This window comes from Kribbella antiqua, assembly GCF_004345665.1.
In the GTDB taxonomy this organism is placed as follows: Bacteria; Actinomycetota; Actinomycetes; order Propionibacteriales; family Kribbellaceae; genus Kribbella; species Kribbella antiqua.
Window position 1 is genome coordinate 142,895 of sequence record NZ_SLWR01000003.1, and the last position, 24,276, is coordinate 167,170.

25 protein-coding genes are annotated in these 24,276 nt (G+C 68.4%); 20 read left to right on the forward strand and 5 right to left on the reverse strand.

All coding sequences use genetic code 11. The annotated features are described in order from the left end of the window. Positions 1 to 21: 21 nt before the first annotated feature. From EV646_RS10065 to EV646_RS10080, 4 genes are all read left to right on the forward strand, one after another. Positions 22 to 1,254 (forward strand): glycosyltransferase, encoded by a 1,233-nt coding sequence (locus EV646_RS10065; protein ID WP_132146560.1) that lies wholly within the window; start codon positions 22 to 24, stop codon positions 1,252 to 1,254. A gap of 40 nt (positions 1,255 to 1,294) precedes the next feature. After that, positions 1,295 to 1,912, forward strand: coding sequence for a TetR family transcriptional regulator (locus EV646_RS10070; RefSeq protein WP_132146563.1), 618 nt, complete (start codon positions 1,295 to 1,297; stop codon positions 1,910 to 1,912). Further along, complete coding sequence (locus EV646_RS10075; protein WP_132146566.1) at positions 1,909 to 3,537, forward strand: MDR family MFS transporter; 1,629 nt, start codon at positions 1,909 to 1,911, stop codon at positions 3,535 to 3,537. Before EV646_RS10070 ends, EV646_RS10075 begins: the two co-directional genes overlap by 4 nt. Before the next feature lie 159 nt (positions 3,538 to 3,696). Next, a complete protein-coding gene (locus tag EV646_RS10080) occupies positions 3,697 to 3,996 on the forward strand; it encodes a thiamine-binding protein (RefSeq protein ID WP_132146569.1) in 300 nt (99 codons plus the stop codon). Here EV646_RS10080 and EV646_RS10085 read toward each other — a convergent pair. Beyond that, positions 3,993 to 4,730: an SDR family oxidoreductase gene (locus tag EV646_RS10085; protein WP_132146572.1), complete on the reverse strand. Its 738-nt coding sequence runs from the start codon at positions 4,728 to 4,730 to the stop codon at positions 3,993 to 3,995. The two genes, EV646_RS10080 and EV646_RS10085, sit on opposite strands and share 4 nt — an antisense overlap. 99 nt (positions 4,731 to 4,829) lie before the next feature. Between EV646_RS10085 and EV646_RS10090 the strand changes: the two genes are divergently transcribed. From EV646_RS10090 to EV646_RS10105, 4 genes are all read left to right on the forward strand, one after another. Beyond that, entirely contained in the window at positions 4,830 to 5,675 is an 846-nt protein-coding gene (locus EV646_RS10090; RefSeq protein ID WP_132146575.1) for a helix-turn-helix transcriptional regulator, read from the forward strand. A 49-nt stretch (positions 5,676 to 5,724) separates the two neighbouring features. Beyond that, positions 5,725 to 6,789: a WD40/YVTN/BNR-like repeat-containing protein gene (locus tag EV646_RS10095; protein ID WP_132146578.1), complete on the forward strand. Its 1,065-nt coding sequence runs from the start codon at positions 5,725 to 5,727 to the stop codon at positions 6,787 to 6,789. 64 nt (positions 6,790 to 6,853) lie between these two features. Beyond that, entirely contained in the window at positions 6,854 to 7,666 is an 813-nt protein-coding gene (locus EV646_RS10100) for an endonuclease/exonuclease/phosphatase family protein (RefSeq protein ID WP_132146581.1), read from the forward strand. Positions 7,667 to 7,923: 257 nt separating this feature from the next. Next, positions 7,924 to 9,297, forward strand: a complete 1,374-nt coding sequence (locus tag EV646_RS10105) for a C40 family peptidase (RefSeq protein WP_132146584.1) — start codon at positions 7,924 to 7,926, stop codon at positions 9,295 to 9,297. A gap of 9 nt (positions 9,298 to 9,306) precedes the next feature. Here EV646_RS10105 and EV646_RS10110 read toward each other — a convergent pair whose 3' ends face one another. The 3 genes from EV646_RS10110 to EV646_RS10120 form a co-directional block, all read right to left on the reverse strand. Next, on the reverse strand, positions 9,307 to 10,008 hold the full coding sequence (locus EV646_RS10110) for an SDR family oxidoreductase (protein ID WP_199236915.1): 702 nt from the start codon (positions 10,006 to 10,008) through the stop codon (positions 9,307 to 9,309). A 45-nt stretch (positions 10,009 to 10,053) separates the two neighbouring features. Beyond that, positions 10,054 to 10,944 (reverse strand): LysR family transcriptional regulator, encoded by an 891-nt coding sequence (locus EV646_RS10115; protein WP_199236916.1) that lies wholly within the window; start codon positions 10,942 to 10,944, stop codon positions 10,054 to 10,056. 350 nt (positions 10,945 to 11,294) lie between these two features. Beyond that, positions 11,295 to 12,257, reverse strand: a complete 963-nt coding sequence (locus EV646_RS10120; protein ID WP_132146587.1) for a quinone oxidoreductase family protein — start codon at positions 12,255 to 12,257, stop codon at positions 11,295 to 11,297. Between the two features lie 82 nt (positions 12,258 to 12,339). Here EV646_RS10120 and EV646_RS10125 point away from each other — a divergent pair, with 82 nt between their 5' ends. Next, entirely contained in the window at positions 12,340 to 12,768 is a 429-nt protein-coding gene (locus EV646_RS10125) for a MarR family winged helix-turn-helix transcriptional regulator (protein WP_132146590.1), read from the forward strand. Positions 12,769 to 12,929: 161 nt separating this feature from the next. Here EV646_RS10125 and EV646_RS10130 read toward each other — a convergent pair whose 3' ends face one another. After that, entirely contained in the window at positions 12,930 to 13,424 is a 495-nt protein-coding gene (locus EV646_RS10130) for an inorganic diphosphatase (RefSeq protein WP_132146593.1), read from the reverse strand. A 50-nt stretch (positions 13,425 to 13,474) separates the two neighbouring features. Here EV646_RS10130 and dacB point away from each other — a divergent pair, with 50 nt between their 5' ends. The 11 genes from dacB (at position 13,475) to folK (ending at position 24,276) form a co-directional block, all read left to right on the forward strand. Continuing rightward, the gene (dacB, locus tag EV646_RS10135; RefSeq protein ID WP_132146596.1) at positions 13,475 to 14,827 is read left to right on the forward strand and encodes a D-alanyl-D-alanine carboxypeptidase/D-alanyl-D-alanine endopeptidase; all 1,353 of its coding nucleotides are present in this window, start codon (positions 13,475 to 13,477) and stop codon (positions 14,825 to 14,827) included. Between the two features lie 40 nt (positions 14,828 to 14,867). Further along, entirely contained in the window at positions 14,868 to 15,962 is a 1,095-nt protein-coding gene (locus EV646_RS10140) for a zinc-dependent metalloprotease (protein WP_132146599.1), read from the forward strand. 61 nt (positions 15,963 to 16,023) lie between these two features. Further along, the gene (gene tilS, locus EV646_RS10145) at positions 16,024 to 17,028 is read left to right on the forward strand and encodes a tRNA lysidine(34) synthetase TilS (RefSeq protein WP_241995725.1); all 1,005 of its coding nucleotides are present in this window, start codon (positions 16,024 to 16,026) and stop codon (positions 17,026 to 17,028) included. A gap of 5 nt (positions 17,029 to 17,033) precedes the next feature. Then, entirely contained in the window at positions 17,034 to 17,585 is a 552-nt protein-coding gene (gene hpt, locus EV646_RS10150) for a hypoxanthine phosphoribosyltransferase (RefSeq protein WP_132146605.1), read from the forward strand. A 228-nt stretch (positions 17,586 to 17,813) separates the two neighbouring features. Beyond that, entirely contained in the window at positions 17,814 to 19,850 is a 2,037-nt protein-coding gene (gene ftsH, locus EV646_RS10155; protein ID WP_132146608.1) for an ATP-dependent zinc metalloprotease FtsH, read from the forward strand. Positions 19,851 to 19,944: 94 nt separating this feature from the next. Next, positions 19,945 to 20,517 carry a GTP cyclohydrolase I FolE gene (folE, locus tag EV646_RS10160; RefSeq protein WP_132146611.1) on the forward strand — a complete coding sequence of 191 codons (573 nt, stop codon included), beginning with the start codon at positions 19,945 to 19,947 and terminating at the stop codon, positions 20,515 to 20,517. Positions 20,518 to 20,681: 164 nt separating this feature from the next. Beyond that, positions 20,682 to 21,845, forward strand: a complete 1,164-nt coding sequence (locus EV646_RS10165; RefSeq protein ID WP_132146614.1) for a S1 family peptidase — start codon at positions 20,682 to 20,684, stop codon at positions 21,843 to 21,845. 211 nt (positions 21,846 to 22,056) lie between these two features. After that, positions 22,057 to 22,854: a dihydropteroate synthase gene (folP, locus tag EV646_RS10170; RefSeq protein WP_132147781.1), complete on the forward strand. Its 798-nt coding sequence runs from the start codon at positions 22,057 to 22,059 to the stop codon at positions 22,852 to 22,854. Then, on the forward strand, positions 22,851 to 23,336 hold the full coding sequence (locus EV646_RS10175) for a nuclear transport factor 2 family protein (protein ID WP_199236917.1): 486 nt from the start codon (positions 22,851 to 22,853) through the stop codon (positions 23,334 to 23,336). The genes folP and EV646_RS10175 overlap by 4 nt, the downstream gene beginning before the upstream one ends. After that, the gene (gene folB, locus EV646_RS10180) at positions 23,333 to 23,722 is read left to right on the forward strand and encodes a dihydroneopterin aldolase (RefSeq protein WP_132146617.1); all 390 of its coding nucleotides are present in this window, start codon (positions 23,333 to 23,335) and stop codon (positions 23,720 to 23,722) included. Before EV646_RS10175 ends, folB begins: the two co-directional genes overlap by 4 nt. Next, positions 23,719 to 24,276, forward strand: coding sequence for a 2-amino-4-hydroxy-6-hydroxymethyldihydropteridine diphosphokinase (gene folK / locus EV646_RS10185; RefSeq protein ID WP_132146620.1), 558 nt, complete (start codon positions 23,719 to 23,721; stop codon positions 24,274 to 24,276). The genes folB and folK overlap by 4 nt, the downstream gene beginning before the upstream one ends.

Below are 24,276 nucleotides of genomic sequence, written 5' to 3' on the forward strand. Positions count from 1 at the left end.
AGGGAAATGGGGGTCGCTCACATGCGTGTTGTGTTGTCGACGTACGACTCGCGCGGAGGCGTCGAACCGCTGGTGGCACTCGCGGTGCGGTTGGGGGAACTCGGGGCGGAGGTGCAGGTGTGCGCGCCGCCGGACTGCGCGGACCGACTGGCCGAGGTCGGTGTGCCGTTGGTGCCGATCGGCCCGCCCGTGCGCGAGCTGGTGCATGGTTCGGCAAAGCCGGACGTGCATCAGATCGCGGCCGATTTGATCGCCACGCAGTTCGACCAGCTCGCGGCGGCGGCCGAGGGAGCTGATGCGCTGGTGGCGACCGGCTTGAGGCCGGCCGCGGCCGCCGCGCGATCGGTGGCCGAGAAGCTGGGTATTCATTCCGTCTACGTGAGCTACTGCCCGATCTTCCTGCCGTCGCCGCACTACCGGCCGCAACCGCTGCCGGGCCAGCCGGTGCCGCCAGAGGTGACCGACCCGGAGGGTCTGAACGAGCTGGACATCCGGAACAACAACGCATACCTCGGCGAGATGCTCAACGCCCACCGTGCGGCGGCCGGACTGCCGCCGGTGGACAACGTCCGCGACCACACCATCGGCAACCAGCCGTGGCTGGCGGCCGACCCGATCTTGGCTCCCTGGCTGCAGCCGGCCGACCTCGACGTCGTACAGACCGGCGCTTGGTTCCTGCCGGACGAACGCCCGCTCCCGGCCGACCTGGAAGCGTTTCTGGCGGCCGGCGAACCGCCGGTGTACGTGAGCTTCGGCAGCATGTTCGCCCCGAAGGACATCGCCCGGGTCGCGATCGAGGCGATCCGTGCTCAGGACCGTCGCGTACTCCTCGGCGCGGGTTGGGCGGGCCTGGCTCCGATCGACGATCGGGACGACTGCTTCGTCGTCGGCGAGGTCAATCAGCAGGAACTATTCACTCGGGTGGCCGCCGTCGTGCACCACGGCGGCGCTGGTACGACGAACACGGCAACCCGAGCCGGAGTGCCTCAAGTGGTGGTAGGCCAGATTGGAGACCAGCCCTACTTCGCCGGTCGGGTGGCCGCGCTCGGCATCGGCGCGGCGCACGACGGCCCGACTCCGACGGCCGAGTCCCTGTCGGCCGCGCTCGCGGTGGCCTTGACCCCGGAGACGCGCGTACGAGCGAACGCGGTGGCCGGAACGATCCGCACTGATGGGGCGATGGTGGCGGCCAAGCTCCTCCTCGAAGCGGCGCAGACAAGGCCGGTCTACAACGCTGCAAACTTGCAGGATTAATAGTTTGCAGTGACTGCAAGTTTGTTCCTACGCTTGGTCGGTGAGTCAAGGGCTGCGGGAGCGGAAGAAGCGGGAAACCCGGGCGGCGCTGGCCGCGGCGGCGTTGCGGCTGGCGGTGGAGAAGGGGCCGGACAACGTCACGGTCGACGAGATCGCCGAGGCGGCGGACGTATCGGTCCGCACCTTCTTCAACTACTTCCCGCACAAGGAGTACGCGATCCTCGGGCGCAATCCCGAGCACCTCGAGTTGGCGCTGATCCGGATGCGCGAGGCACCGGCCGAGGAGTCGCCGCTGACCACGATGTGGTTCATCGTTCACGACATACTGCGTGATCTGGAGGGCGAAGGCTCGATGTCGGAGCGCGGCGAACTGATCATGCGGTCGCCCGCTCTGCTCTACCAGCTCATGTTGTCCAGCTTCGACGACGAGAGGCAGTTGACCGCGGCATTGGCCGAGCGGATGGGGGAGCCGGCCTCATCGGTCCGGCCGGCGCTCGTCGTCAGCGCGGCCGGAGCCGCTTGCCGGGTGGCGATGGAACTGCACAAACACGTCCCGGACCGGCCGATCCGCGAGCTGGTCGACGAGGGTTTCCAACTACTTGCCGAAGGCATCGATCCGGCCTTCGGAAAGACCGTTTCACAGAAGGGGCACAGATGACCACGACCTCGTCGCCGGAGGATGTCTCCGGCGAGGTCAGCGACAACGACATCACCACAACTGGGGGAACTTTGACAGCGGAGACCATCACCGAACCAACCGAAGCCGCGCTCGCACCGCGACAGACCGTGCAGGCGATCTCAGGGTTGATGATGGGCATGCTCGTCGCTGTCCTCGCCGGCACGGTCGTGTCGACCGCACTGCCGCGGATCATCTCCGAGCTCGAGGCCAGCCAGTCCGTCTACACCTGGGTGGTCACCGTCGAACTGCTCGCGATGACGGCGACTGTGCCGTTGTGGGGCAAGCTGGCGGACCTCTACAACAACAAGCTGCTGGTCCAGCTGTCGCTCGCGTTCTTCGTGGTCGGTTCGCTGGTGGCCGGCTTCACTCCGAACGTCGAGCTGTTCCTCGCCAGCCGCGTCGTCCAGGGCATCAGTGCCGGCGGCCTGACCGCGCTGGTGCAGATCGTGATGGCGGCGATCATCCCGCCGCGTGAACTCGGCCGGTACTCCGGCATCTTCGGCGCGATCTTCGCCTCGGCGACCGTCGGCGGCCCGCTGCTGGGCGGCTTCCTGGTCGACTCGCCGCTCGGCTGGCGGGCCTGCTTCCTGATCGGTGTGCCGTTCTGCCTGGCCGCGATCATCCTGCTGCACCGGACGTTGAAGCTGCCGACGATCCGCCGGGACGTGAAGATCGACTGGTGGGGCGCGCTGCTCATCACCACCGGTGTGAGCGTGATCCTGGTCTGGTCGACATTCGCCGGCAACAAGTTCGACTGGGTGTCCGGCTGGAGCCTGGCCCTGGTCGCCGTAGCGCTGGTCGCGCTCGCGATCGCGGTGGTGGTCGAGGCGCGGCACCCGGAGCCGATCATCCCGCTCGACCTGTTCCGCAACCGGACCCTCACCCTGTCCGTGGTCGCCAGCATGCTGGTCGGCCTGGCCATGTTCGGCGGTTCGGTGTTCCTGTCGCAGTACTTCCAGATCGCTCAGGGGCACTCGCCGACCAAGGCGGGTCTGATGAGCTTGCCGATGATCTTCGGAATGCTGGTGTCCTCGACGATCGCCGGTGGGCTGATCACGAAGTACGGCAAGTGGAAGATCTACCTGGTCGCCGGTGGTGTGCTGCTGCCGGTCGGGCTCGGCCTGCTCGGCACGATCGACGCGCACACCGGTACCGTCCGGATCTCGCTGTTCATGGCGGTCCTCGGTGTCGGCGTGGGTCTGGTCATGCAGAACCTCGTACTCGCGGCGCAGAACGACGTACCGGCGCGAGAGCTCGGAGCGGCGACGTCGGTGGTCAGCTTCTTCCGGAGCATGGGCGGGACGATCGGCGTCAGCGCGCTGGGCGCCGTACTCGCGAACAGGGTCGCCACGTCGCTCGGGATGGACGGGTCCTCGGGCGGTGGCGGTGCCGTGCCGGACCTCAAGACCTTGTCGCCGGAGGTCAAGGTCGCCGTCCAGGAGGCGTACGGGAACGCGACCGCGGACTTGTTCGTGATCTCGGTGCCGATCGCCGTACTGGCGCTGGTCGCCATCTTGTTCATCAAGGAGAAGTCGCTGCTGACGACGACCGCGGCCGAGCGCCGTGCGGCCGAGGAGGGTGCTGACAAACCAGTGCCCCGTTAACGGCCTTCTTCACACGCTGGCGGCGCCCAGGCACGCACCTCGCTGCGTTGGAGAAGCGTCCACGATGAAACCCGCATCGAGGACGCTTCTCCGCCTTGCGATGCACGCACCTGGACACCGCCATCGTGCAAACAAGGCCGTGAACGGGACACTAGATGCATGATCGTTGCATTCAGCATCAGCCCGTCCGCGGGTGACGAGACCGGAGGCGTGAGCCAGGCGGTGGCGGAAGCCATTCGCGTGGTCCGCGCCTCCGGCCTGCCGAACGAGACGAACGCGATGTTCACCAATATCGAAGGTGAGTGGGACGAGGTGATGGCGGTGGTCAAGCAGGCTGTCGACGTGGTCGCGGCCGTCTCGCCGCGGGTCAGCTTGGTCTTGAAGGCCGACATCCGTCCCGGCTACACCGGTCAGCTCACCGCCAAGGTCGAACGCATCGAAGAAGCCCTGTCTGACTAGCCGTTGAGCGCTGTGAACGTTGCGTCGTACCGGCTCTCGCGTTCGGCGTCGCGGAGGAAGCGGACGCGGTTGACCAGGATCTCGTCGGCGCCGGGGTGCTGCTGGAGGAGCTCGACGGTCTCGGTCAGGTATTCGTCGAGCGGCATCGCGCGCTCGTCGTTCTCCTGGTTGAGCAGAGCCGTCCGGACCGCCGGCGGGGCCACCTCGATCACCTGAAGCGGGGTGTCCGCGAGCTGCTTCCGCAGGCTTTGCGTGTAGCTGTGGATCGCTGCCTTTGTGGCGCTGTACGTCGGGGTGATCACCAGCGGCACGAACGCCAGCCCGGACGTGACGGTGAGGATCGCCGGGTCCGGCTGCTTCAGCAGGTACGGCGTGAACGCGGTGATGGTGCGGATCGTCCCGAGCAGGTTGATGTCGATGATCTGCTCGGCCGTGGCCAGGTGGGCCGGGTCGTGCAGGTCCTCGATCTGCATGATGCCCGCCATCGTGACCACGACGTTGAGGTCGGGGTACTGCGTGGTGACGGTCTCGAAGGCGGCGGTGATCGAGTCCGGGTCGGCTACGTCGAGGGTGATGCCCTCGATGCCGTCCTCGGCGGCGATCTGATCCAGCAGGTCCTTGCGCCGACCGCTGATGATCACTGTGTTGCCCAGGTCGCGAAACTTCCGGGCCAGTCCGAGGCCGATACCCGACGTACCGCCGGTCATGAAGATCGTGTTGCCAGTCGTTTTCATGGCTCCAGGCTGTGGCCGTCTCGCGGACCGAACCAGGCTCGGTTCAGCCACTGCTTGGCAAGCAGTGGATAACGGCCGACGGTTCGGGACACTGGATGCATGGAGTACAGCGACCTGGCCGATTTCCTGCGCAAACGCCGCGAGGCCCTGCAGCCCGAGGACGTCGGGATGCCGCGTGGCCGGCGCCGTCGTACGCCTGGACTTCGGCGCGAGGAGGTCGCGGCACTGGCCTCGATGTCGACGGACTACTACAGCCGACTGGAAGGCGGCCGGGGTCCGCAGCCGTCGGTGGAGATGCTGGGCTCGATCGCTCGCGCACTGCGGCTGACGATGGAGGAGCGCGACCACTTGTTCGTACTCGCGGGGCACGGTACGCCGCCGCGGCCGACGCGCGACTGCCACGTCGACCCGGGGATGCTGCGGATCCTCGACCGGCTGCAAGACACGCCCGCGATGCTGATCAATCGGTGCGGCGAGACACTCGCGCAGACACCGGCCCACATTGCCTTCGCCGGTGAGCAGACCAACTACACCGGGATGGCACGCAGCGAGGTCTATCGCTGGTTCGCCGATCCGTCGTCGCGGGCGATGTATCGCGAACCCGAGGTCTCGACGCACAGCCGGGTCCTCGTCTCGTCGCTGCGATCGGTTGTCACGGCCGACGGCCCGAAGTCGTACGCCGCCTCGATCGTTCACGCACTGCAGAAGCTGAGTCCGGAGTTCGCGGAGATCTGGGACGCGCACGAGATCGGCATCGCACACAGCCGGACCAAGCGGTTCAACCACCCCGTCGTCGGCGAGCTCGAGTTGTACTGCGAGCTGATCGACAACCGGGACCGGCAGCAGACCCTCCTGGTCTTCACCGCGACCCCCGGCAGCGAGAGCGCGGAGAAGCTGCAACTGCTGGCAGTGCTCGGAAGTCAGACACTCGATCCGGTGCGTTGAACCGCTGAAGGTCTTCGGGACGGGCGCCGGAGTGGGTTAGGTTGCGCGGATGAGAATCCTGCGTGTGGCCGCGATTGCGGCAGGAGGTCTGCTGTTGATGTCTCAGCTCGTCCCCGCCCAGGCGAGTCCGTCGTACCAGTGGGAGCTGACTCCGACCGGGAGTACGGCGCAGTTCCGGGGGCTGTCGGCGGTCAGTAAGGACGTCGCGTGGGTGGGCGGGACCGGCGGGACGGTACTGCGGACTGTTGATGGCGGGAAGAGCTGGCAGAACGTGAGTCCGGCCGGGGCGTCGGCGTTGCAGTTCCGGGATGTGGAGGCGTTCGACGCTCAGCGGGCGGTGATCCTGTCGATCGGGACCGGCGAAGACTCGCGGATCTACCGGACCGCGGACGGCGGCAAGTCGTGGACCGAGACGTTCCGGAACACCGACCCGAATGCGTTCTACGACTGCCTCGCCTTCAATAGCAACAAGCATGGCCTGGCGTTGAGCGACCCCGTGGACGGGAAGTTCCGGATCGCGGCGACGTCTGACGGCGGCAAGTCGTGGCAGGTGCAGCCGACGGCCGGGATGCCGGACGCGCTGCCGGGCGAGTTCGCGTTCGCGGCGAGCGGGACCTGCCTGGTGGCCGGACCTGGACGTACGGCGTGGTTCGCGACCGGCGGCGGGGATCGGCCTCGGGTGTTCCGGACGGTCGACGGTGGGAAGCGCTGGACGGTGGCGGATTCGCCGATGGCGAGCGGCGATGCGGCGGGAATCTTCAGCCTGGCGTTCCGCGGTCCGCTGTTCGGGGTCGCGGTCGGCGGCGACTTCCTCAAGCCGACCGAGGCCGTGAAGGCCGCTTCCGTCACGTCCGACGGAGGCCGCACCTGGAAGCTGGTCCCGGCGGACAAGGCGCCGAAGGGGTACCGGAGTGGGTCGGCGTTCGTGCCGTGGGCCGCGTCAACCGTGGTCGCGGTGGGACCGTCGGGGAGCGATGTCAGCTACGACGGCGGACGCAGCTGGAAGCAGTTCTACGACGGCAGCTTCGACAGCGTGGAGTGCGCGGGTCACGGACTCCAGGCCGGTTGCTGGGCCTCCGGTGCCAAGGGCGCGGTCGCGCGGCTGGCGCACTGATGTTCCGGGCGGCGACACCCGGATTTCCCGCGGGTGTCGCCGCTTTCCCGACAGGATTGAGAGCATGCGCAGACTTCTGCTGGTCACGATCGCGGGATTGCTGATGCTCTTGCCTACCGCGGCCGCCGCCGAATCCACCGGCCGGCCCGCCCGTCCCTTGACGGTGATGACGTACAACATCCACCACGGCGCCGGTATCGACGGTGCCCTCGATCTGGAGCGGATCGCCGTACTGATCGAGAAGTCCGGTGCGGATGTGGTCGGGCTGCAGGAGGTCGACCGGCACTGGAGTGCGCGCAGCAACTGGGTCGACCAGCCGGCGTGGTTCGCGCAGCGCCTGAAGATGCACTACGCGTACGCCGCCAACCTGGATCTGCCGCCGTTGAATCCAGGCGAGCCGCGGCGGCAATACGGTACGGCGATCCTTTCGCGGTACCCGATCCAGGACTTCAGCAACACCCTGCTGCCGCTCTACCCGACCGGGGAGCAGCGCGGTCTGGCTGTTGCGTCGATCAAGGTGCGCGGGGCGGACCTGCGATTCGCGAACACGCATCTGACCAGCAACAACAATTCCGAGCGACTCGAACAGGCGCAGAAGGTGGTCTCGCTGCTGGGGACGTCGACGACGCCGACGCTGCTGGTCGGTGACCTGAACGCGCGTCCGGACGCTCCGGAGATCAAGACGCTGACCGCGCTGCTCAACGACACCTGGCCCGAGGTCGGCGTCGGTCCCGGCTACACGATCGAGGCTGACAATCCGACCGCCCGCATCGACTATTTGCTGCATAGTTCACAGCTGGAGCCGACGGCCGCGTCGGTGCCGCTGAGCCTCGCCTCGGACCATCTACCGGTGGTTGCCTCGTACAACCTCCGCTGAACCAAACGTTTGACGGCGCCCTCCGGCTTTGCCGGGCGGGCGCCGTTTTTCTGCCCTCGGCACCTGCTTGGTCACGGGCGGTGTGGAATTACAAGCTTGTAGTTTGTCAAGTCGACACGCAGGTGCAACAAAGTTACTTGTGTGAAAAGTGTTCCCAATGGGGCTGAAGGCAACTAGTGTCGCCTATGAGGTCCAAGAGGACCAAAAGTTCACGAACCCTGGGGAAGGGGCTCGTGACCGGCGGAAGGAACCTCCCGATGCGGACGCCCTCGCGGGCCACGTCCGGCGGGCGGGTCGCGGGCACTGGGAAGACCGGCAGGGCACTGCTCTCCGGGGTGCTGGCGATCTGCCTGGCCGGCTCGATGGCACTGATCCCGGTCTCGGCGCAGGCCGACCCCAAACCCAAGCCGCCGGTGATTCCGTCCAAGGCCGCGGTCGAGCGGGCCAAGCAGGCCGCCGCCGCGAAGGCCGCTCAGGTCAAGGCGATCGAGCAGCAGCTGGCCGCGGCGAACGCCCGGCTCGAGCAGCTCGGCGTCCAGTCCGGCATCGCGGACGAGGCCTACAACGGCGCGGTCTACAAATTGCAGCTGGCGAAGGCGGACGCTGCGGCCGCCGCCGCCCGCGCGGCTCAGGCGGAGAAGACGCTGGCGACCCAGCGACAGCAGATCGGCCGGTTCGCCGCGGCGTCGTACCAAGGTGGTGGCGATGTGGCGAAGCTCGCGCCGCTGTTCTCCGCGGAGGGCCCGCAGCAACTGCTCGACTCCGCCGGCGCGGCGCACTCGGTGTCGGCCGCGATGCAGGGTTCGTACTTGCGATTCACCGCAACGCAGGTGGTGACGAACCTGTTCAAGGTGCAGGCCGACCAGGCCGTCACCAAGGTGAAGGCGGCGACCGACGCCGCCGCGAAGGCGAAGCAGGCGGCCGAGGCGGCGGAGGCCGCGCAGGCGTCGGCGGTGACGGCGATGGGGGTCCAGCGCAAGCAGGCGATCGCTCAGCTCGCCGTACTGCAGAACACGTCGATCCAGGTGGCCGCGCAGCGGCAACGGGGGCTCGAGGAGCTTGCGCGACAACGAGCCGCCGCGCTCGCTGCGAAGAAGGCCGCCGAGCTGCGCCGCCGGATCGCAGCCCGGGAAGCCGCCGAGCGGGCGCGGGAAGCCGCCGAGCGGGCCCGGGATGCGGCCGAGAAGGCGCGGGAAAAGCGCGAGCAGAAGAAGCACCACGACAAGCCGATGCCTGATCGGCCCAACCCGGGTCATGGTTCGCGGAAGGGCGCTCGGGCTGCGATCAACTTCGCGCTCGCCCAGCTCGGTGACATGTACCTGTGGGGCGGCACCGGGCCGTCGCGGTGGGACTGCTCGGGCCTGACCCAGGGCGCCTGGGAGCGGGCGGGGGTGCAGCTGCCGCACTACAGCGTCGCGCAGTACGAGCAGATCCAGCACATCGACGAGGACGAGCTGCGGCCCGGCGACCTGATCTTCTGGGCGATCAACCCGGACGACCCGGGCACGATCCACCACGTGGCGATGTATCTCGGCGACGGTGAGATGATCCACGCGCCGCGGACCGGCAAGCCGGTGCAGATCGACAGCGTGTACTACTGGGAGCCGCCCGACTTCTTCGGCCGACCGTAGTGCTTCCTACTAGACCAGCCGGTGACCGCCGTCGGCGTGCAGGACGGTGCCAGTGATGAATCCATTGCGCAGCAGGGCGATGATCGCGTCCGCGATGTCCTGGGTGCGGCCGATCCGCCCGACCGGCAGGCGTTCGGCCATCGCGGCCAGCGTCGCCGCTGTGGCGTCGCCGGCGACGTGTTGCCAGATCGGCGTGTCCACCCAGCCGGGCGATACGACGTTGACCCGTACGGGCGCGAGTTCGACAGCCAGCGCGGATGCGAGCGATGCCAGCGCGCCGTTGAGTGCCGCGAGCAACGATGCTCTCGGCCCCGGACGGTATGCCGCGATTCCCGATGTGAACACGATCGAGCCGCCCGGTTCGAGTAGTGGCGCACCATGCTTGGCCAGCAGGAGCGGGCCGAGCAGCTTGGAGTCGACCGCCGAGCGGGCGGCCTCGACGTCGTACTCGCTGATCGGCTGGTAGGCGCCGCCGACGTCGGCCGCGGTGGTGACGATGTGGCTGACTTTGCCGGTGGTCTCGAACAGTCTCTCGATGTCGGCTTCGACACCGAGGTCCATGGCAACGGTCCGGACGCCGAGTTCCTTGTGTACCGCCTGCAGCTTGTCGAGTGAACGACCGGCCACGGTGACTTCGCTGCCCTGGGCAACCAGTTCAGCGGCCAGCGCGCGGCCCATACCGGAGCTGCCGCCGACGATGACTACATGCACCTCAAACCTCCTTGGATGGTTGATTCGAGCCAACCACCCAAGGCCTCAGTCATCCACGACTTGTTGTCTAACCACCGTTAGGCCGGGGCTAACGGTCATTGCCTGCAGCACCGGGTTGCGTGAGTCAGTGCGCCAGACGGCGGCGTACTGCGCGATCAGCGGGCGGCCTTTCAGCGGTCGCCAGACGACGTCGGGGGTCGCGGCGCGGCGTGATGCGAGGCTGATCGCCTCCCGCCGGACCAGCAGCGCCGAACGCAGCTGGGCTTGGCTCATACTGATGTCGCTGATCCGGACCCGGCTGCGGAGCCGGGCGATCGCGTCGTCGTAGAACTCGGGTGCCGCGGCCCGCGGGATCCAGATCAGCTCCAGACCGGTGAGATCGTCGAAGGTGATCTCCGTACTCGCGGCCAGCGGATGTGTTGCTGTCAGCAACACGCCGAGCTCTTCCTCGGCCAGGTCTTCCGACATAGTTGCTGGCGGCAACGTGATCGGCGTACGGACAAGAGCCAGATCGATTTCACCCGCGGTCAGCATCCGGAGTTGCTCGGTGGTGGTGCCGGCCGAGAGGGTGACGGTGCTGTCCGGGAGGCGTTCGGTGGCGAGCTGTTCGAGGGCCGCGGGCAACCATCCCGGTACGCCGTTGAGCAGTCCGAGGCGGAGCACCGGCTCGTCCAGGCCGGCCGCCCGCCGCGTGTCCTTCAGCGCCAGGCCGGCCGCCTGGATCGTCTCGCGGGCGCGAGCGAGGAACACTTGTCCGGCCGGAGTCAGTTCGACGCCGCGGCTGTGCCGGATCAGCAGGGTGGTGCCGACCTCGCGCTCGAGCTGCTTGATCTGCTGGCTCAGCGTCGGCGTCGAGATGTACAACCGCTCGGCCGCCCGCCCGAAATGCAGCTCCTCGGCCACCCCCACGAAATACCGCATCTGCCGAAGCTCCACCCGCAGATTTTAAGCCGACACCACCGCCCTCACGCCCCAAACCGCTTCGGGGACAGCTGCCGCCCACCACTAAACCGCTTCGGGGAGCGGCGCACACTCAATTCGACAGGCGCCGCTCCCCAAACGACCCAAGCCGGCCCCAGTCGGGTGACCCGGCCGAGCCCGGACGGCGCCGAGCCGGCGGCGCGCCAGACGGGGCGAGCCGGCGGCGCGCCGGACCGGGTGGGGCCGAGCTTGCCTCACCTCTCGAGCGGGTTTGGGGAGTGCGGCTGGTCGTTTCGGGTGGGTGTTGCTCCCCAAACCGGTTTAGGGAGGGGGTGGATGTGCTTGGTCGGCTGGGGTGGTGAGGTTCAGGGGATCGCGATCAGGCGACCGAGGTTCTTGCGTGCGTCGAGGGTTTCGTGGAGGCGGGCGACCTCGGCCAGCGGATAGGTGGTGTCGACGACCGGCCGTAGGTCTCCGGCCTGCCAGCGGCGGACGACCTCGGCGACGTCTGCGCGGGCCTCGGCGGGGCGGATCGTGCGCCAGCCGACGATGCCGACGCCGGTGACCGACTTCAACCCGAACAGGGAGCTTGCGGGGACGGTTGGAAGTTCGCCGCTGATCGCGCCGTACGTGACCATCGTGCCGAGCGGGTTGAGGAGTTCCATGCCTTGGTCGAAGACCTTGCCGCCGACGGCGTCGAGGATGGTGTCGACACCATCGGGTGCGACCGCGCGGACCTGGTCCGGCCAGTTCTCGTCGGTCAGGTTGACCGCGGCGTCGGCGCCGATCGAGCGGATGAAGTCGAGTCGCGCGGCGGAGGACGCCGTACCGATGATCGTCTTCGGGTCGAAGAAGCGGGCCAGCTGGACGGCCAGGTGGCCGATCGTGCCGGCCGCGGAGTGGATCAGGATCGTGCCGCCTGCGGGGATCCGGCCGGCTTCGAGCAGCCGGAGGGCGAGTGGCGCGGTCATCGACATCATCGATGCCTCGCCCGCGTCGGCGTCGTCGGGGATCGGGACCACGAAGTCGCTGACGGCGTACTCGGCGAAGGCGTCCTCGGCGAGCGCGGCGACCCGCTGGCCTACGGCGACTCCAGGAGGTGCGTCGGGGCCGAGCTTGCTGATCCGGCCGACGACGTCGCCGGTCAGAGCGGCAGGCAACGGTCTGTCCCACGGGGTGTTGCCGGACCGGAGGGCCGCGTCGATCGCGTTGGCGCCGATCGCCTCGACCTCGATCAGGACCTGGCCGCTGCCGGGTTCCGGTACGGCGACGTCCTCCAGTCGCAGGACCTCCGGGCCGCCGTACTCGTGGTAGCGCACTGCGCGCATCAGAATCTCCATATCGTGGGAGGTGTAAATAATGGGAGATTCCCACGATAGTGCCGGCCAGGTCAACCCCTAGAGTGGCGGGATGAAGTCGTCGAAGCACCGGCTGGCCGATCGGGTGCTGTGGGCGCTGGGGCGGGCCAGCCAGCAGTCACAGCGGCTGGTCCGGCAGCACATGGCCGCGGCGGACGTGCGGAGCCAGCACTATCACGTGCTGGCGAGTCTGGCCGACGACGGCGAGGCGGCACAGGCGACGCTGGCCGACCGGATCGGGTTCGACCGGAGCGACCTGGTCACGCTGCTCGACGAGCTGGAGGAGCTGGAGTACGTCGTACGGCGGACTGATCCGGGGGACCGGCGACGGAAGATCGTCGCGATCACCGAGGCCGGGGAGAAACAGCTGGTCGCGATGGACCAGCTGATCTTCGCGGCGGAGTCGGAGCTCCTGGAGCCCCTGACCGCAACAGAGCGCAAAACCCTGCTGCAGCTACTGGACCGGCTGACCGGGGATTAGGCCGTGTCTCCCGATCCCCTGCCTACTGCGCGGCACTCGGCGGGCACCTCGCTGCACTGGAGTGAAGGGCATGATGGATCCGCATCGAGCCCTTCACTCCAGCGCACCGAGGCACTCCGCCGAGCACCTGCTCGCGACGGCAGGGGATCGAGAGACACGGCCTAGTCCCAGTGGGCCTGGGTCTTCAGGCGGTCGAAGGAGGCCTTGATCTCGGCCTCGGCGTCGGCGCGGCCGACCCAGGTGGCGCCCTCGACGGACTTGCCCGGCTCCAGGTCCTTGTAGACCTCGAAGAAGTGCTGGATCTCCAGCCGGTCGAACTCGGGCACGTGGTGGATGTCGCGCAGGTGCTCCTGGCGGGGGTCACCGGCCGGCACGCAGAGGACCTTGTCGTCCGGGCCCTTCTCGTCGGTCATCCGGAACATCCCGATCGCCCGCGCCCGGATCAGGCAGCCGGGGAACGTCGGCTCCGTCAGCAGCACCAGTGCGTCCAGCGGGTCGCCGTCCTGACCGAGGGTGTCCTCGATGAACCCGTAGTCGGACGGATACTGGGTGGCCGTGAACAGGGTCCGGTCCAGCCGAAGACGGTTCGTCTTGTGGTCCAGCTCGTACTTGTTGCGGGTGCCCTTGGGGATCTCGATGAAGACGTCGAACTCCATACGGCAGATACTGTCACGGTTCCGACCGACCGATTGACAGGAGCAGCCCGGTGGTCCGTCCTCCCCGTGCGGTGTTCGTCACGCTGCTGGCCACGGCTCTATGTTTGAGCCCGGCCAGCGGCGCGAGCGCAGGAGCCTCGCAGGAGCGGACCGCGCCCGCAGTGCTGAGCCCTGCGACAACCGAAGGCGTCGCGCCGACGGCTGCCGGGGTGCGGAAGGTGCTGGCGCCGATCCTCGCCGACCCCGCGCTCGGCACGCACCGCGGGATCTACGTGTACGACGCCTCCCGCGGCAAGCCGGTGTTCTCCGCTGGTACGGCGACGACGTACACCCCGGCCTCCACGCTGAAGCTGCTGACCACGGTGTCGGCGCTGGAGACGCTGGGAGTGGACCACAGGTTCACCTCGAAGGTCGTCAGCGTCGCCAAGGGCTCGATCGTCCTGGTCGGTGGCGGCGACCCGCTGCTCGCTTCCAAGCGCCCGAGCGACTCCAGCGCCTACCCCACTCCCGCGACGTTGCAGGACCTCGCCGCGAGTACGGCGAAGGCGCTGAAGGCTCAGGGCGTCCGGAGCATCACCCTGGGGTACGACGCCTCGCTGTTCACCGGACCGGCCGCCAACGCGAACTGGGAGCCGAACTACATCACCGAAGGCATCGCGGCGCGCACCTCCGCGCTCTGGGTGAACGAGGGGCGCCTGACCTCGGGCAAGGCGAAGCGGGCCGACTCTCCGTCGCAAGCGGCGGCCAGTGTCTTCTCCGCTCAATTGAAGGCCCTTGGCATCACGGTGGCCAACCCGCCCAGGCCCACGGACGCGCCGGCCTCCGCCCAGGCAGTCGCACAGGTGTTGTCGCCGACCGTCGGGCAAATCGTCGAGTACGTGAACCTGCACAGCGACAACGACGGCGCCGAGGTTCTGCTGCGGCAGGTGGGGCTGGCCACCAAGAACGGCGGGTCGTACGCCGGTGGGATCAAAGGGGTACGCGCGACCCTCACCCAGCTCGGTCTGGACGTCAGCAGGGCGAAGATCTACGACGGAAGCGGCCTGACCCGGATCAACCACGTCCCGCTGGAGTTGCTGGCCGGCGTGGTCCGGGTTGCGGCGTCGAGCCAGCACCCGGAGCTGCGGCACCTGCTGACCGGGCTGCCGGTTGCAGGGTTCAGCGGCAGTCTCGAGGACCGCTTCGCCGGGCCTGGCGCCAGCGCCGGAACCGGACTGGTCCATGCGAAGACCGGCACGCTCACCGGCGTCCACAGCCTGGCCGGCTACGCCCGCGACCGCACTGGCACGCTTTTGGTCTTCGCAGTCGCGTCTGACAGCGTTGCGGTCCCGAAGACTCTGGCCGCACGCGCAGCCCTCGACCGAGCCGCCGCAGCGCTCGCCAATTGCGGCTGCGCCTCCTGAGAACAGGCGCTTGTTGGGACATACCGACTAGGGTCGGAACATGAGTACGGCGGAAGGCGGGACCACGGCCGAGATGGTCGACTGGCAGCTGGCGACGGGAGTGGCGCGCAAGCTGCTCCGGCCCGGGCCGGCGGTCAGTCGGGCCGAGGCGGATCAGGTGGTCGCCGAGCTGCGCCAGTTCGCGGCCGACTCCGAGCACCACGTGCGGGAGTTCACCGGGCTGCACGCGACCTCGGCCACCGCGCCGGTGGTGATCGTGGACCGGCCCGGCTGGGTGCAGGCGAACGCGGACGGCTTCCGGACCGTGCTGAAGCCGCTGGCGGAGAAGCTGCGCGAGAAGGCCGAGCGTTCCGGCGGGCTGTCGTCCGCGGTCGGCTCGCGGGTGACGGGGATCGAAGCCGGTGCGCTGCTCGCCTTCCTCTCTTCCCGGGTGCTGGGCCAGTTCGACCCGTTCTACCCGTCCGAGCCGGATCCGGACCGGCCTGGTCTCACCGGCCGGCTCCTGCTGGTCGCACCCAATGTCATGCACGTGGAGTCCGAGCTGGGCGTCGTACCGCGGGACTTCAGGTTGTGGGTGTGTCTGCACGAGGAGACGCACCGGGTGCAGTTCACGGCGGTGCCGTGGTTGCGGGACCACCTGCGGGCAGAGATCGCGCTGTTCCTCGACCAGGCCGAGCTGGACCCGTCGGCGTACGCGGCGATGTTCCGGGAGGCCGTGCAGCGGCTGGCACGGTCGGTACGGGGCGAGGCCGAGCTGAGCCTGGTGGACCTGATGCAGTCGCCTGAGCAGCGGGCGGTGCTGGACCGCCTGACCGCGGTCATGTCGTTGCTGGAGGGCCACGCCGACTTCGTCATGGACGGGGTCGGTCCCTCGGTGATCCCGACTGTCGACACGATCAGGGCCAAGTTCACCTCGCGCCGGCAGAGCGGCAACCCGGTGGACCAGCTGCTGAAGCGGCTGCTCGGCCTGGATGCCAAGCTGCGGCAATACAAGGACGGAGCCGCATTCGTCCGCCGGGTGGTCGACCAGGTCGGGATGGAAGGCTTCAACCGGGTCTGGACCGGCCCGAACACCCTGCCCACCAAGACCGAGATTGCGAACCCCGATGCCTGGGTCACCCGACTCCACGGCTGACGCCGGGAGCGCTGACGGCGGCGCTCATCCGGGCAGGCACCACGACGCAGCGGAGGAGCTCGTGGAGAGCCGGCGCGGTCGGTTGCACCCAGCCGTCGCCCGGACCCGGGAGGCGGTCCGGGCCATGCTGGCCGACCTGCCGCGAGACACCACGGTCCTGGTCGCCTGCTCCGGCGGCACCGACTCCCTGGCGCTGGCCGCCGCGACCGCCTTCGAAGCGCCCAAGCTGGGGCTGCAGGCGGGTGCTGTCATCGTCGACCACGGCCTCCAGTCCGACTCTGCCCAGATCGCAGAGACAGCCGCGGAACAGTGCCGCACGCTCGGACTCGACCCGGTCCACGTGAAGGCCGTAGAGGTCGGTGCTGAGGGCGGTCCCGAGGGAGCCGCCAGGACAGCCCGGTACGACGCTCTACGCGACGCGGCCGACGAGTCCGCGGCGGACGTCGTACTGCTGGCTCACACTCGCGATGACCAAGCCGAGACTGTTTTGTTGGGGCTGGCGAGGGGCTCTGGTGCTCGCTCGCTGGCAGGGATGGCTGCGGTTGCCGGACTGCTCAGGAGACCGTTCCTGGAGCTGCCACGCGCTACTACGGCAGCAGCATGCGTGGCGTCCGGGCTCCGCCCTTGGCACGACCCGCACAACGACGACCCGCAGTACACCCGGGTCCGAGTCCGGCACGAGGTGCTCCCGATCCTGGAGGAGGCACTCGGCCCTGGAGTGCTCGAAGCTCTGGCCCGTACGGCGGGACTGCTCCGGGCCGATGCGGATGCGCTCGACATGCTCGCGGCTGAGCTCGCGGAGAGCGCAGTACGTCGTACTGATGATGAGGTGCACTGCGACGTCGGTGTGCTCGAGACGGCGCCTGACGCCATACGGACTCGGGTGCTCCGGCAGGCTGCGCTGGAGGCTGGCTGCAGGGCGACTGACCTCACTGCCGGGCACATCGCGGCTGTTGACGCGCTGGTGACCGGCTGGCGGGGACAGCGATGGATCGACCTGCCGCAGGGGGTTCGCGCGGTCCGACGGGGCGGATTCATCGTCCTCGGGATCGATGTGACAGGCTGAGCCACGTGGATGCGGCGGACATCGAGAAGGACCTGAGCAAGATCCATTACACCGAGGATCAGATCCTGGCGAAGCTGCGGGAACTGGCCGGCCGGATCGAGCAGGATTACGAGGGCAAGGACCTCCTCATCGTCGGCGTCCTGCGCGGCGCGGTGATGGTGATGGCCGATCTGGCCCGGTCGTTCAGCCGGCACATCGAGATGGACTGGATGGCCATCTCGTCGTACGGGTCGGGCACCAAGTCGTCCGGGGTGGTCCGGATCCAGAAGGACCTGGACACCGACATCACCAACCGGCACGTGCTGATCGTCGAGGACATCATCGACACCGGCCTGACGCTGAGCTGGCTGGTCAGCAACCTGGAGTCGCGCAAGCCGGCCTCGCTGGAGCTCTGCACCGCGTTCGTGAAGCCGGACGCGGCCAAGATGGCGGTCCCGGTCAAGTACGTCGGGCTCGAGCTGCCGGACGAGTTCGTCGTCGGGTACGGGCTCGACTACGCGGAGAAGTACCGCAACCTGCGCTGCGTCGCGACGCTCGCGCCGCACGTCTACTCCTGACTCAGGCGGGTTGCCCGGATCTGGGCAGAAATGCGCCCGGAGGGGTGCCTGTGCCCGCGATACCGGGGCAGACTTGGTGACGGCCTGTACAACTGGCTCGTACCGTCGTTCGGTGACCCTCGTGGTCGGCAGGCTTGCCCGGCACGAGACACTTGGACTGGTGTTACCGTCTCAAGCCCGCAAACCCGGGCCTGCCGAGCTAGGAGGGACGGGGCGTAGGCCTCGATCATGGACGTGAAGCGCATCTTCCGCGGACCCCTGTTCTGGATCGTCGTCGCCTTCCTGGGCGTACTGGTGATCGGACAGCTCCTGACCGGCTCGACCGGGTACAAGACCGAGCCGACCGGCCAGGTCGTCCAGCTGATCCAGCAGGCCAAGTCGTCGAGCGACAAAACGATCAAGTCGGTGACGCTGATCGACCCGGACCAGGAGATCAGGGTCGAGAAGACCGACGGCACCAAGGTGCGGGCGCACTGGGTCGACGGCCAGGGCAACACCCTCGGCGCCGACCTGCAGACCCTGTTCTCCGACGGCAAGATCGAGCGGTACGACGTCGAGAACCCGAAGCCGAGCTTCATCGGCCAGGTGTTCTCCACGCTGATCCCGTTCCTGCTGATCGCGGTCGTCTTCATCTTCTTGATGAACTCGATGCAGGGCGGCGGATCGCGGGTGATGAGCTTCGCCAAGTCCAAGGCGAAACTGATCACCAAGGACACCCCGAAGACCACCTTCGCGGACGTGGCCGGCTGTGACGAGGCGATCGAGGAACTCGGCGAGATCAAGGAGTTCCTGCAGGAACCGGGCAAGTTCCAGGCGGTCGGCGCGAAGATCCCGAAGGGCGTGCTGCTGTACGGCCAGCCCGGTACCGGTAAGACGCTGCTGGCCCGTGCGGTCGCCGGTGAGGCCGGCGTGCCGTTCTACTCGATCTCCGGTTCGGACTTCGTCGAGATGTTCGTCGGTGTCGGTGCCTCCCGGGTCCGCGACCTGTTCGAGCAGGCCAAGACGAACGCCCCGGCGATCGTGTTCATCGACGAGATCGACGCCGTCGGCCGGCACCGTGGCGCGGGCCTCGGCGGCGGTCACGACGAGCGCGAGCAGACGCTGAACCAGCTGCTGGTCGAGATGGACGGCTTCGACGTCCGCGGCGGTGTGATCCTGATCGCGGCCACCAACCGGCCCGACGTCCTCGACCCGGCGCTGCTGCGGCCCGGCCGCTTCGACCGGCAGATCGCCGTCGACGCGCCGGACCTGCCCGGCCGCGAGCAGATCCTGAAGGTGCACGCCCGCGGCAAGCCGATGGCACAGGACGTGGACCTGACCGCCGTTGCCCGTCGTACGCCGGGATTCACCGGTGCGGACCTGGCCAACGTGCTGAACGAGGCCGCCCTGCTCACCGCGCGCGGCAACATGCAGGTGATCGACAACCGGGCGCTGGACGAGGCGATCGACCGCGTCATCGCCGGCCCGCAGCGCCGGACCCGGCTGATGTCGGACAAGGAGAAGGTGCTCACCGCGTACCACGAGGGCGGGCACGCTCTCGTTGCCGCGGCCCTGCCGCACTCCGACCCGGTGCAGAAGGTGACGATCCTGCCGCGTGGCCGGGCGCTCGGCTACACGATGGTGATGCCGGACGAGGACAAGTACTCGACCACCCGGTCCGAGATGCTGGACAAGCTCGCCTACATGCTCGGCGGTCGTGCGGCCGAGGAGATGGTCTTCCACGACCCGACCACCGGCGCCAGCAACGACATCGAGAAGGCGACCGCACTCGCCCGGGCGATGGTCACGCAGTACGGCATGACCGAGCGGCTGGGTGCGATCAAGTTCGGCCAGGACAGCAGCGAGCCGTTCCTGGGCCGCGACCTGGGCAGCCAGCGCAACTACTCCGAGGAGATCGCCGCGGCGGTCGACGAAGAGGTCGGCAAGCTGATCCTGAACGCGCACCAGGAGGCCTTCGACATCCTGGTCGAGAACCGCGCGGTGCTGGACCACCTGGTCGAGGAGCTGCTGGAGAAGGAGACCCTGGACAAGCACGAGATCGCCCGGGTGTTCAGCCCGGTGATCAAGCGCGAGCGGCGGCCGGCCTGGACCGGCTCGTCCACCCGGGTGCCGTCGGATCAGCCGCCGGTGATGCCGGTGCCGACCCGCGGCGAGCAGAACGGCTCGCTGTCCGACGTACTGCCGGGCGGTGCGGTCGGCCCGGACGAGGCCGTCAAGCCGCCGAGTTACGGCAGCGGCCCGACGCCGCCCTCGCCGAAGGACTGAGCTCCTGAACGCCGCCACCCGCTCCGGGTGGCGGCGTTCTGGTTAACCGAGCGGGTAACGTGCGAGTCCCAGTGAGTCGTGGAGGAGTGGCCCGATGACGTCGCCGAAGTTCGATCATGCGCGGGCGGAACGGGCGGTCCGGGAGCTCCTCATCGCGATCGGCGAGGATCCCGACCGCGAAGGGCTCCATGAGACCCCGGCCCGGGTGGCCCGCGCGTACGCCGAGATGACCGGCGGACTGGGGCAGCGGGCTGAGGACGTGCTCACCACAACGTTCGACATCGGCCACGACGAGATGGTCCTGGTCAAGGACATCGAGGTGTGGAGCCTGTGTGAGCATCACCTGGTGCCGTTCACCGGGGTGGCGCACATCGGGTACGTCCCGAACCGCGACGGGCGGATCACCGGGCTGTCCAAGCTGGCGCGGCTGGTGGACGTGTACGCCAAACGCCCGCAGGTGCAGGAGCGGCTCACCACCCAGGTCGCCGACTCCCTGGTCGAGCTGCTCGAGGCGCGTGGGGTGATTGTCGTGATCGAGTGCGAACACCTCTGCATGACCATGCGCGGCGTCCGCAAACCCGGCGCCAAGACCATCACCTCCGCCGTCCGCGGCCAGCTCCGCAACCCGGTCACCCGAGCCGAAGCCATGAGCCTGATCGTCAGCTGACCCATCGCCTGCCCACCCTCCTGCCAGGGCGGCCGTAGCTTTCCCGGCCTCTCTGTCGTTGTGGTTTGAAAGCTGGAACCTGTGGACATTCTGTCTCCGAGCGTTTACTTTCCGTAGTGGCATTCGGTCGACGGGGATCGGGTGCCGGCGTGAGGGAGGACAGGATGTCGGGGCGTTTCCGGGTCGGCGCCGCACTAGCTGGGGTCGTCGTACTGACGGCTGCCGGGCTGGTCGCGGCGAACTGGGCCACCGCTGAGACGCGGACCAAGCAGACCGGGCAGAAGGCAGGCCAGCCGGGTCAGCAGGGAGCCGTCGGGCGGGTGACGGAGCAGTCGCCGCTGGTCGCGGAGGCGCTCGAGACGCAGCTCGGGTCGGATTCGGGCGTGGTGGGCAGCTACTACGACGACGCCGGCGCGCTGGTCGTCGCGGTGTCGGATCTGGCCACCGCCGAGCTGGTCCGCCAGGCCGGTGCGATCCCGAAGCTGGTCCGCTACACCGCCGGCCAGCTGAACGCCGTACTGGGCGAGCTGAACCGCCTCGCCACCGGCTCGAGCGCCGGCAAGGTCAGGTCCTGGTACGTCGACCCCGTCTCCGGGACCGTTGTCGTCACGGTGCCGAACGGCGCGCACGACATGTTCACCGAGCGGTTCCTCCGCCGGGCGAAGGAGAACGGCGACCAGGTCACGATCCGGACCGCGGCCGGCCAGGTGACGACCACCGCCGACGACTTCAGCCTGCGCGGCGGGGTCCAGGTGGACAAGAACACCGGCTACGTGTGCTCGCTCGGCTTCAACGCGCGGACCTCGAAGGGCACCCGGATCTTCCTCACCGCCGGGCACTGTACGGCGGGCAAGCCGTCGTTCTCGCGGAACGGATACGTGCTGGGCAACACCCAGTCGTCGAGCTTCCCCGGCAACGACTACGGCACGGTCGACGTGATCCAGGGCTGGGACCAGCAGGGGTACGTCGAGGGCTGGGGTGCCGGGAACATCGCGGTCAAGGGGATCGCGAACCAGACGGTCGGCTCCACGCTGTGCAAGTCGGGGAAGAGCACCGGCTGGACCTGCGGGAAGATCGTCGCCCGCAACGTCACGGTGAACTACGGCAACAACCGGATCGTGCGCGGCCTGTTCCAGCACACGGCCTGCGTCGAGGCCGGTGACTCCGGCGGCGCGAACATGACCGGCAACTACGCCCAGGGCATCACCAGCGGCGCCGCCCTCATCGACGGCCAGTGCCTGGAGAAGACCGGCCGCACCAACGAGTCCTATGCCCAGCCCATCGCCGAGGCTCTGGAAGCCACGAATTCCCAACTCGTCATGAACTGAGCGGGTGCCGAGGCCCTCGAGGTCATCAACTCCCGGCTCGTCGTGAACTGAGCGGGGTGGATACCCGGGCCACAACTCCCGGCTCGGCGTGAACTGAGCCGCTCCGGGCCTCGGGTCTGGGGTTGGGGGTGGGGGCCACTACGGTGGTCGGGTGGGTAATGGGTTGGCGGGACATGTTGACGGGCTGCCGGTGCTGGACCGGTGTCTCGTGATGGGTGTTGTCAACGTGACGCCGGATTCGTTCTCCGACGGCGGCGAGTGGTTCGAGCCTGGAGCGGCGATCAAGCACGGGCGGGAGCTGCTCGCGGAGGGCGCGGACCTGCTCGACATCGGCGGCGAGTCGACCCGCCCCGGGGCTGAGCGCCCGGCGCCGGAGGAGGAGATCCGCCGGGTCCTGCCCGTGATCGAGACCCTCGCGGCCGAGGGCGCGCTGATCTCGGTCGACACCATGCGCGCGAACGTCGCGGCGCTCGCACTCGACGCCGGCGCGGTGATGATCAACGACGTCTCCGGCGGCCAGGCCGACCCGGACATGCTCCCGCTGGTGGCAGATCGCCGTACGCCGTTTGTCTGCATGCACTGGCGGGGACACTCGATCGACATGCAGAACAAGGCCGAGTACGACGACGTCGTCGCCGAGGTGATCGCCGAACTGGGCGAACGCCTCGAGGCGATGCGCCATGCCGGCGTCGACCTGAACCGGGTCGCGCTCGACCCCGGCCTAGGTTTCGCCAAGAACGCGGACCACAACTGGGAGATTCTGCGCCGGCTGCGGGAATTCGCCGTACTGGGTAGACCGTTGCTGATCGGTGCGTCCCGGAAGGCGTTCCTCGGTAGGCTGCTCGCCGACGAGCAGACCGGTGAACCCAGACCGGCCGTACGACGAGACGATGCGAGCGCGGCTGTATCCGCCCTGGCCGCCGCCGCGGGAGCCTGGTGTGTCCGGGCCCACGCGGTGGCGCCCAGCGCGGACGCGGTCCGGGTGGCGAAGAGATGGGGAACGGCATGACGGACGGACCCGGCGGTCCGCGACACGGCACCAACGGTGAGGGTGCTGCGCGCGGTGCCACGGTGGAGGACGTCGTACTGAACGCCAACACCGCGTTCTACAACGCGTTCGAGGCCGGTGACCTGGACCTGATGGCGGCGGTCTGGCTGCCGGAGCCGGATCCGGTCTGCATCCACCCCGGTAACGCGGCGATCTACGGGTACTCGGAGATGATGAGGGCCTGGGCGATGATCTTCGCCAACACGCCGTACATCCAGTTCTTCCTGACCGACGTGCAGGTACGGGTGGATGAAGACGTGGCATACGTCACGTGTACGGAAAATGTCCTGTCGTCGGGCGAGGGTGCGCCCGAGGAGGGATTCGCCGGAGGTAAGGCGCTGGCCACCAACGTCTTCCGCAGAACTTCCTCCGGCTGGCGGTTGTGGATCCACCATGCCTCCCCGGTACTGTCGTCTGGGGGCCAAACGGAGGAGGCGGAATGAGTGGGCCCGTGCTCCCCTCTGACGTGATCGAGATCCGTGGGATTCGGGGCTTCGGCCGCCACGGAGTGTTCGAGCACGAGCGGGCCGACGGGCAGGAGTTCGTCGTGGACGTCCGGCTGGAGCTGGACACCCGGCCCGCGGCGGCCTCCGACGACCTGGCCGACACCGTGAACTACGGGGTGGTGGCCGAACAGGTGCACAAAGCGATCGAAAGCGATCCGGTGGACCTGATCGAGACCCTCGCCCAGCGCATCGCCGACCTGTGCCTCGCCGACCGGCGGGTGACAGCGACCGCGGTGACCATCCACAAACCCTCGGCGCCGATCACGGTGCCGTTCGACGACGTTGTCCTGACCGTGCAGCGCAGAGCCGGAGAATCCTCGTGACTGAGACCCCTAGTCCCCACGTCATCGACGCGGACACCCTGAGCGGTGGCCTCAAGCCGATCCGCCAGGTGATCCTGTCGCTCGGCAGCAATCTCGGCGACCGTGAGGCGAACCTGCAGGGCGCGGTCGACGCGCTGCGGGACACCCCGGACGTCGTGGTGGTCGAGGTCTCGCCCGTCTACGAGACCCAGCCGGTGGGCGGCCCGGAGGAGTCCGGGCCGTACCTGAACGTCGTACTGCTCGCCGACACCACGCTGTCGGTCGACACGCTGCTTGACCGCGCGCACGCGATCGAGCAGGCGTTCGGCCGGGAGCGCAGCGTGCCGGGCGCGCCGCGGACGCTGGACGTCGACCTGATCACGTACGGCCAGAAGACGATCGAGTCCGAGGAGCTGACCGTGCCGCATCCGCGGGCGCACGAGCGTGCGTTCGTCCTCGCGCCCTGGCTCGACATCGAGCGGGACGCGGTGCTGCCCGGGCACGGGCCGGTGGCGGAGCTGCTCGCCAAGGTCGGCACCGAGGGCGTGACCAAGCTCGACCTCGAGCTGCAGTAG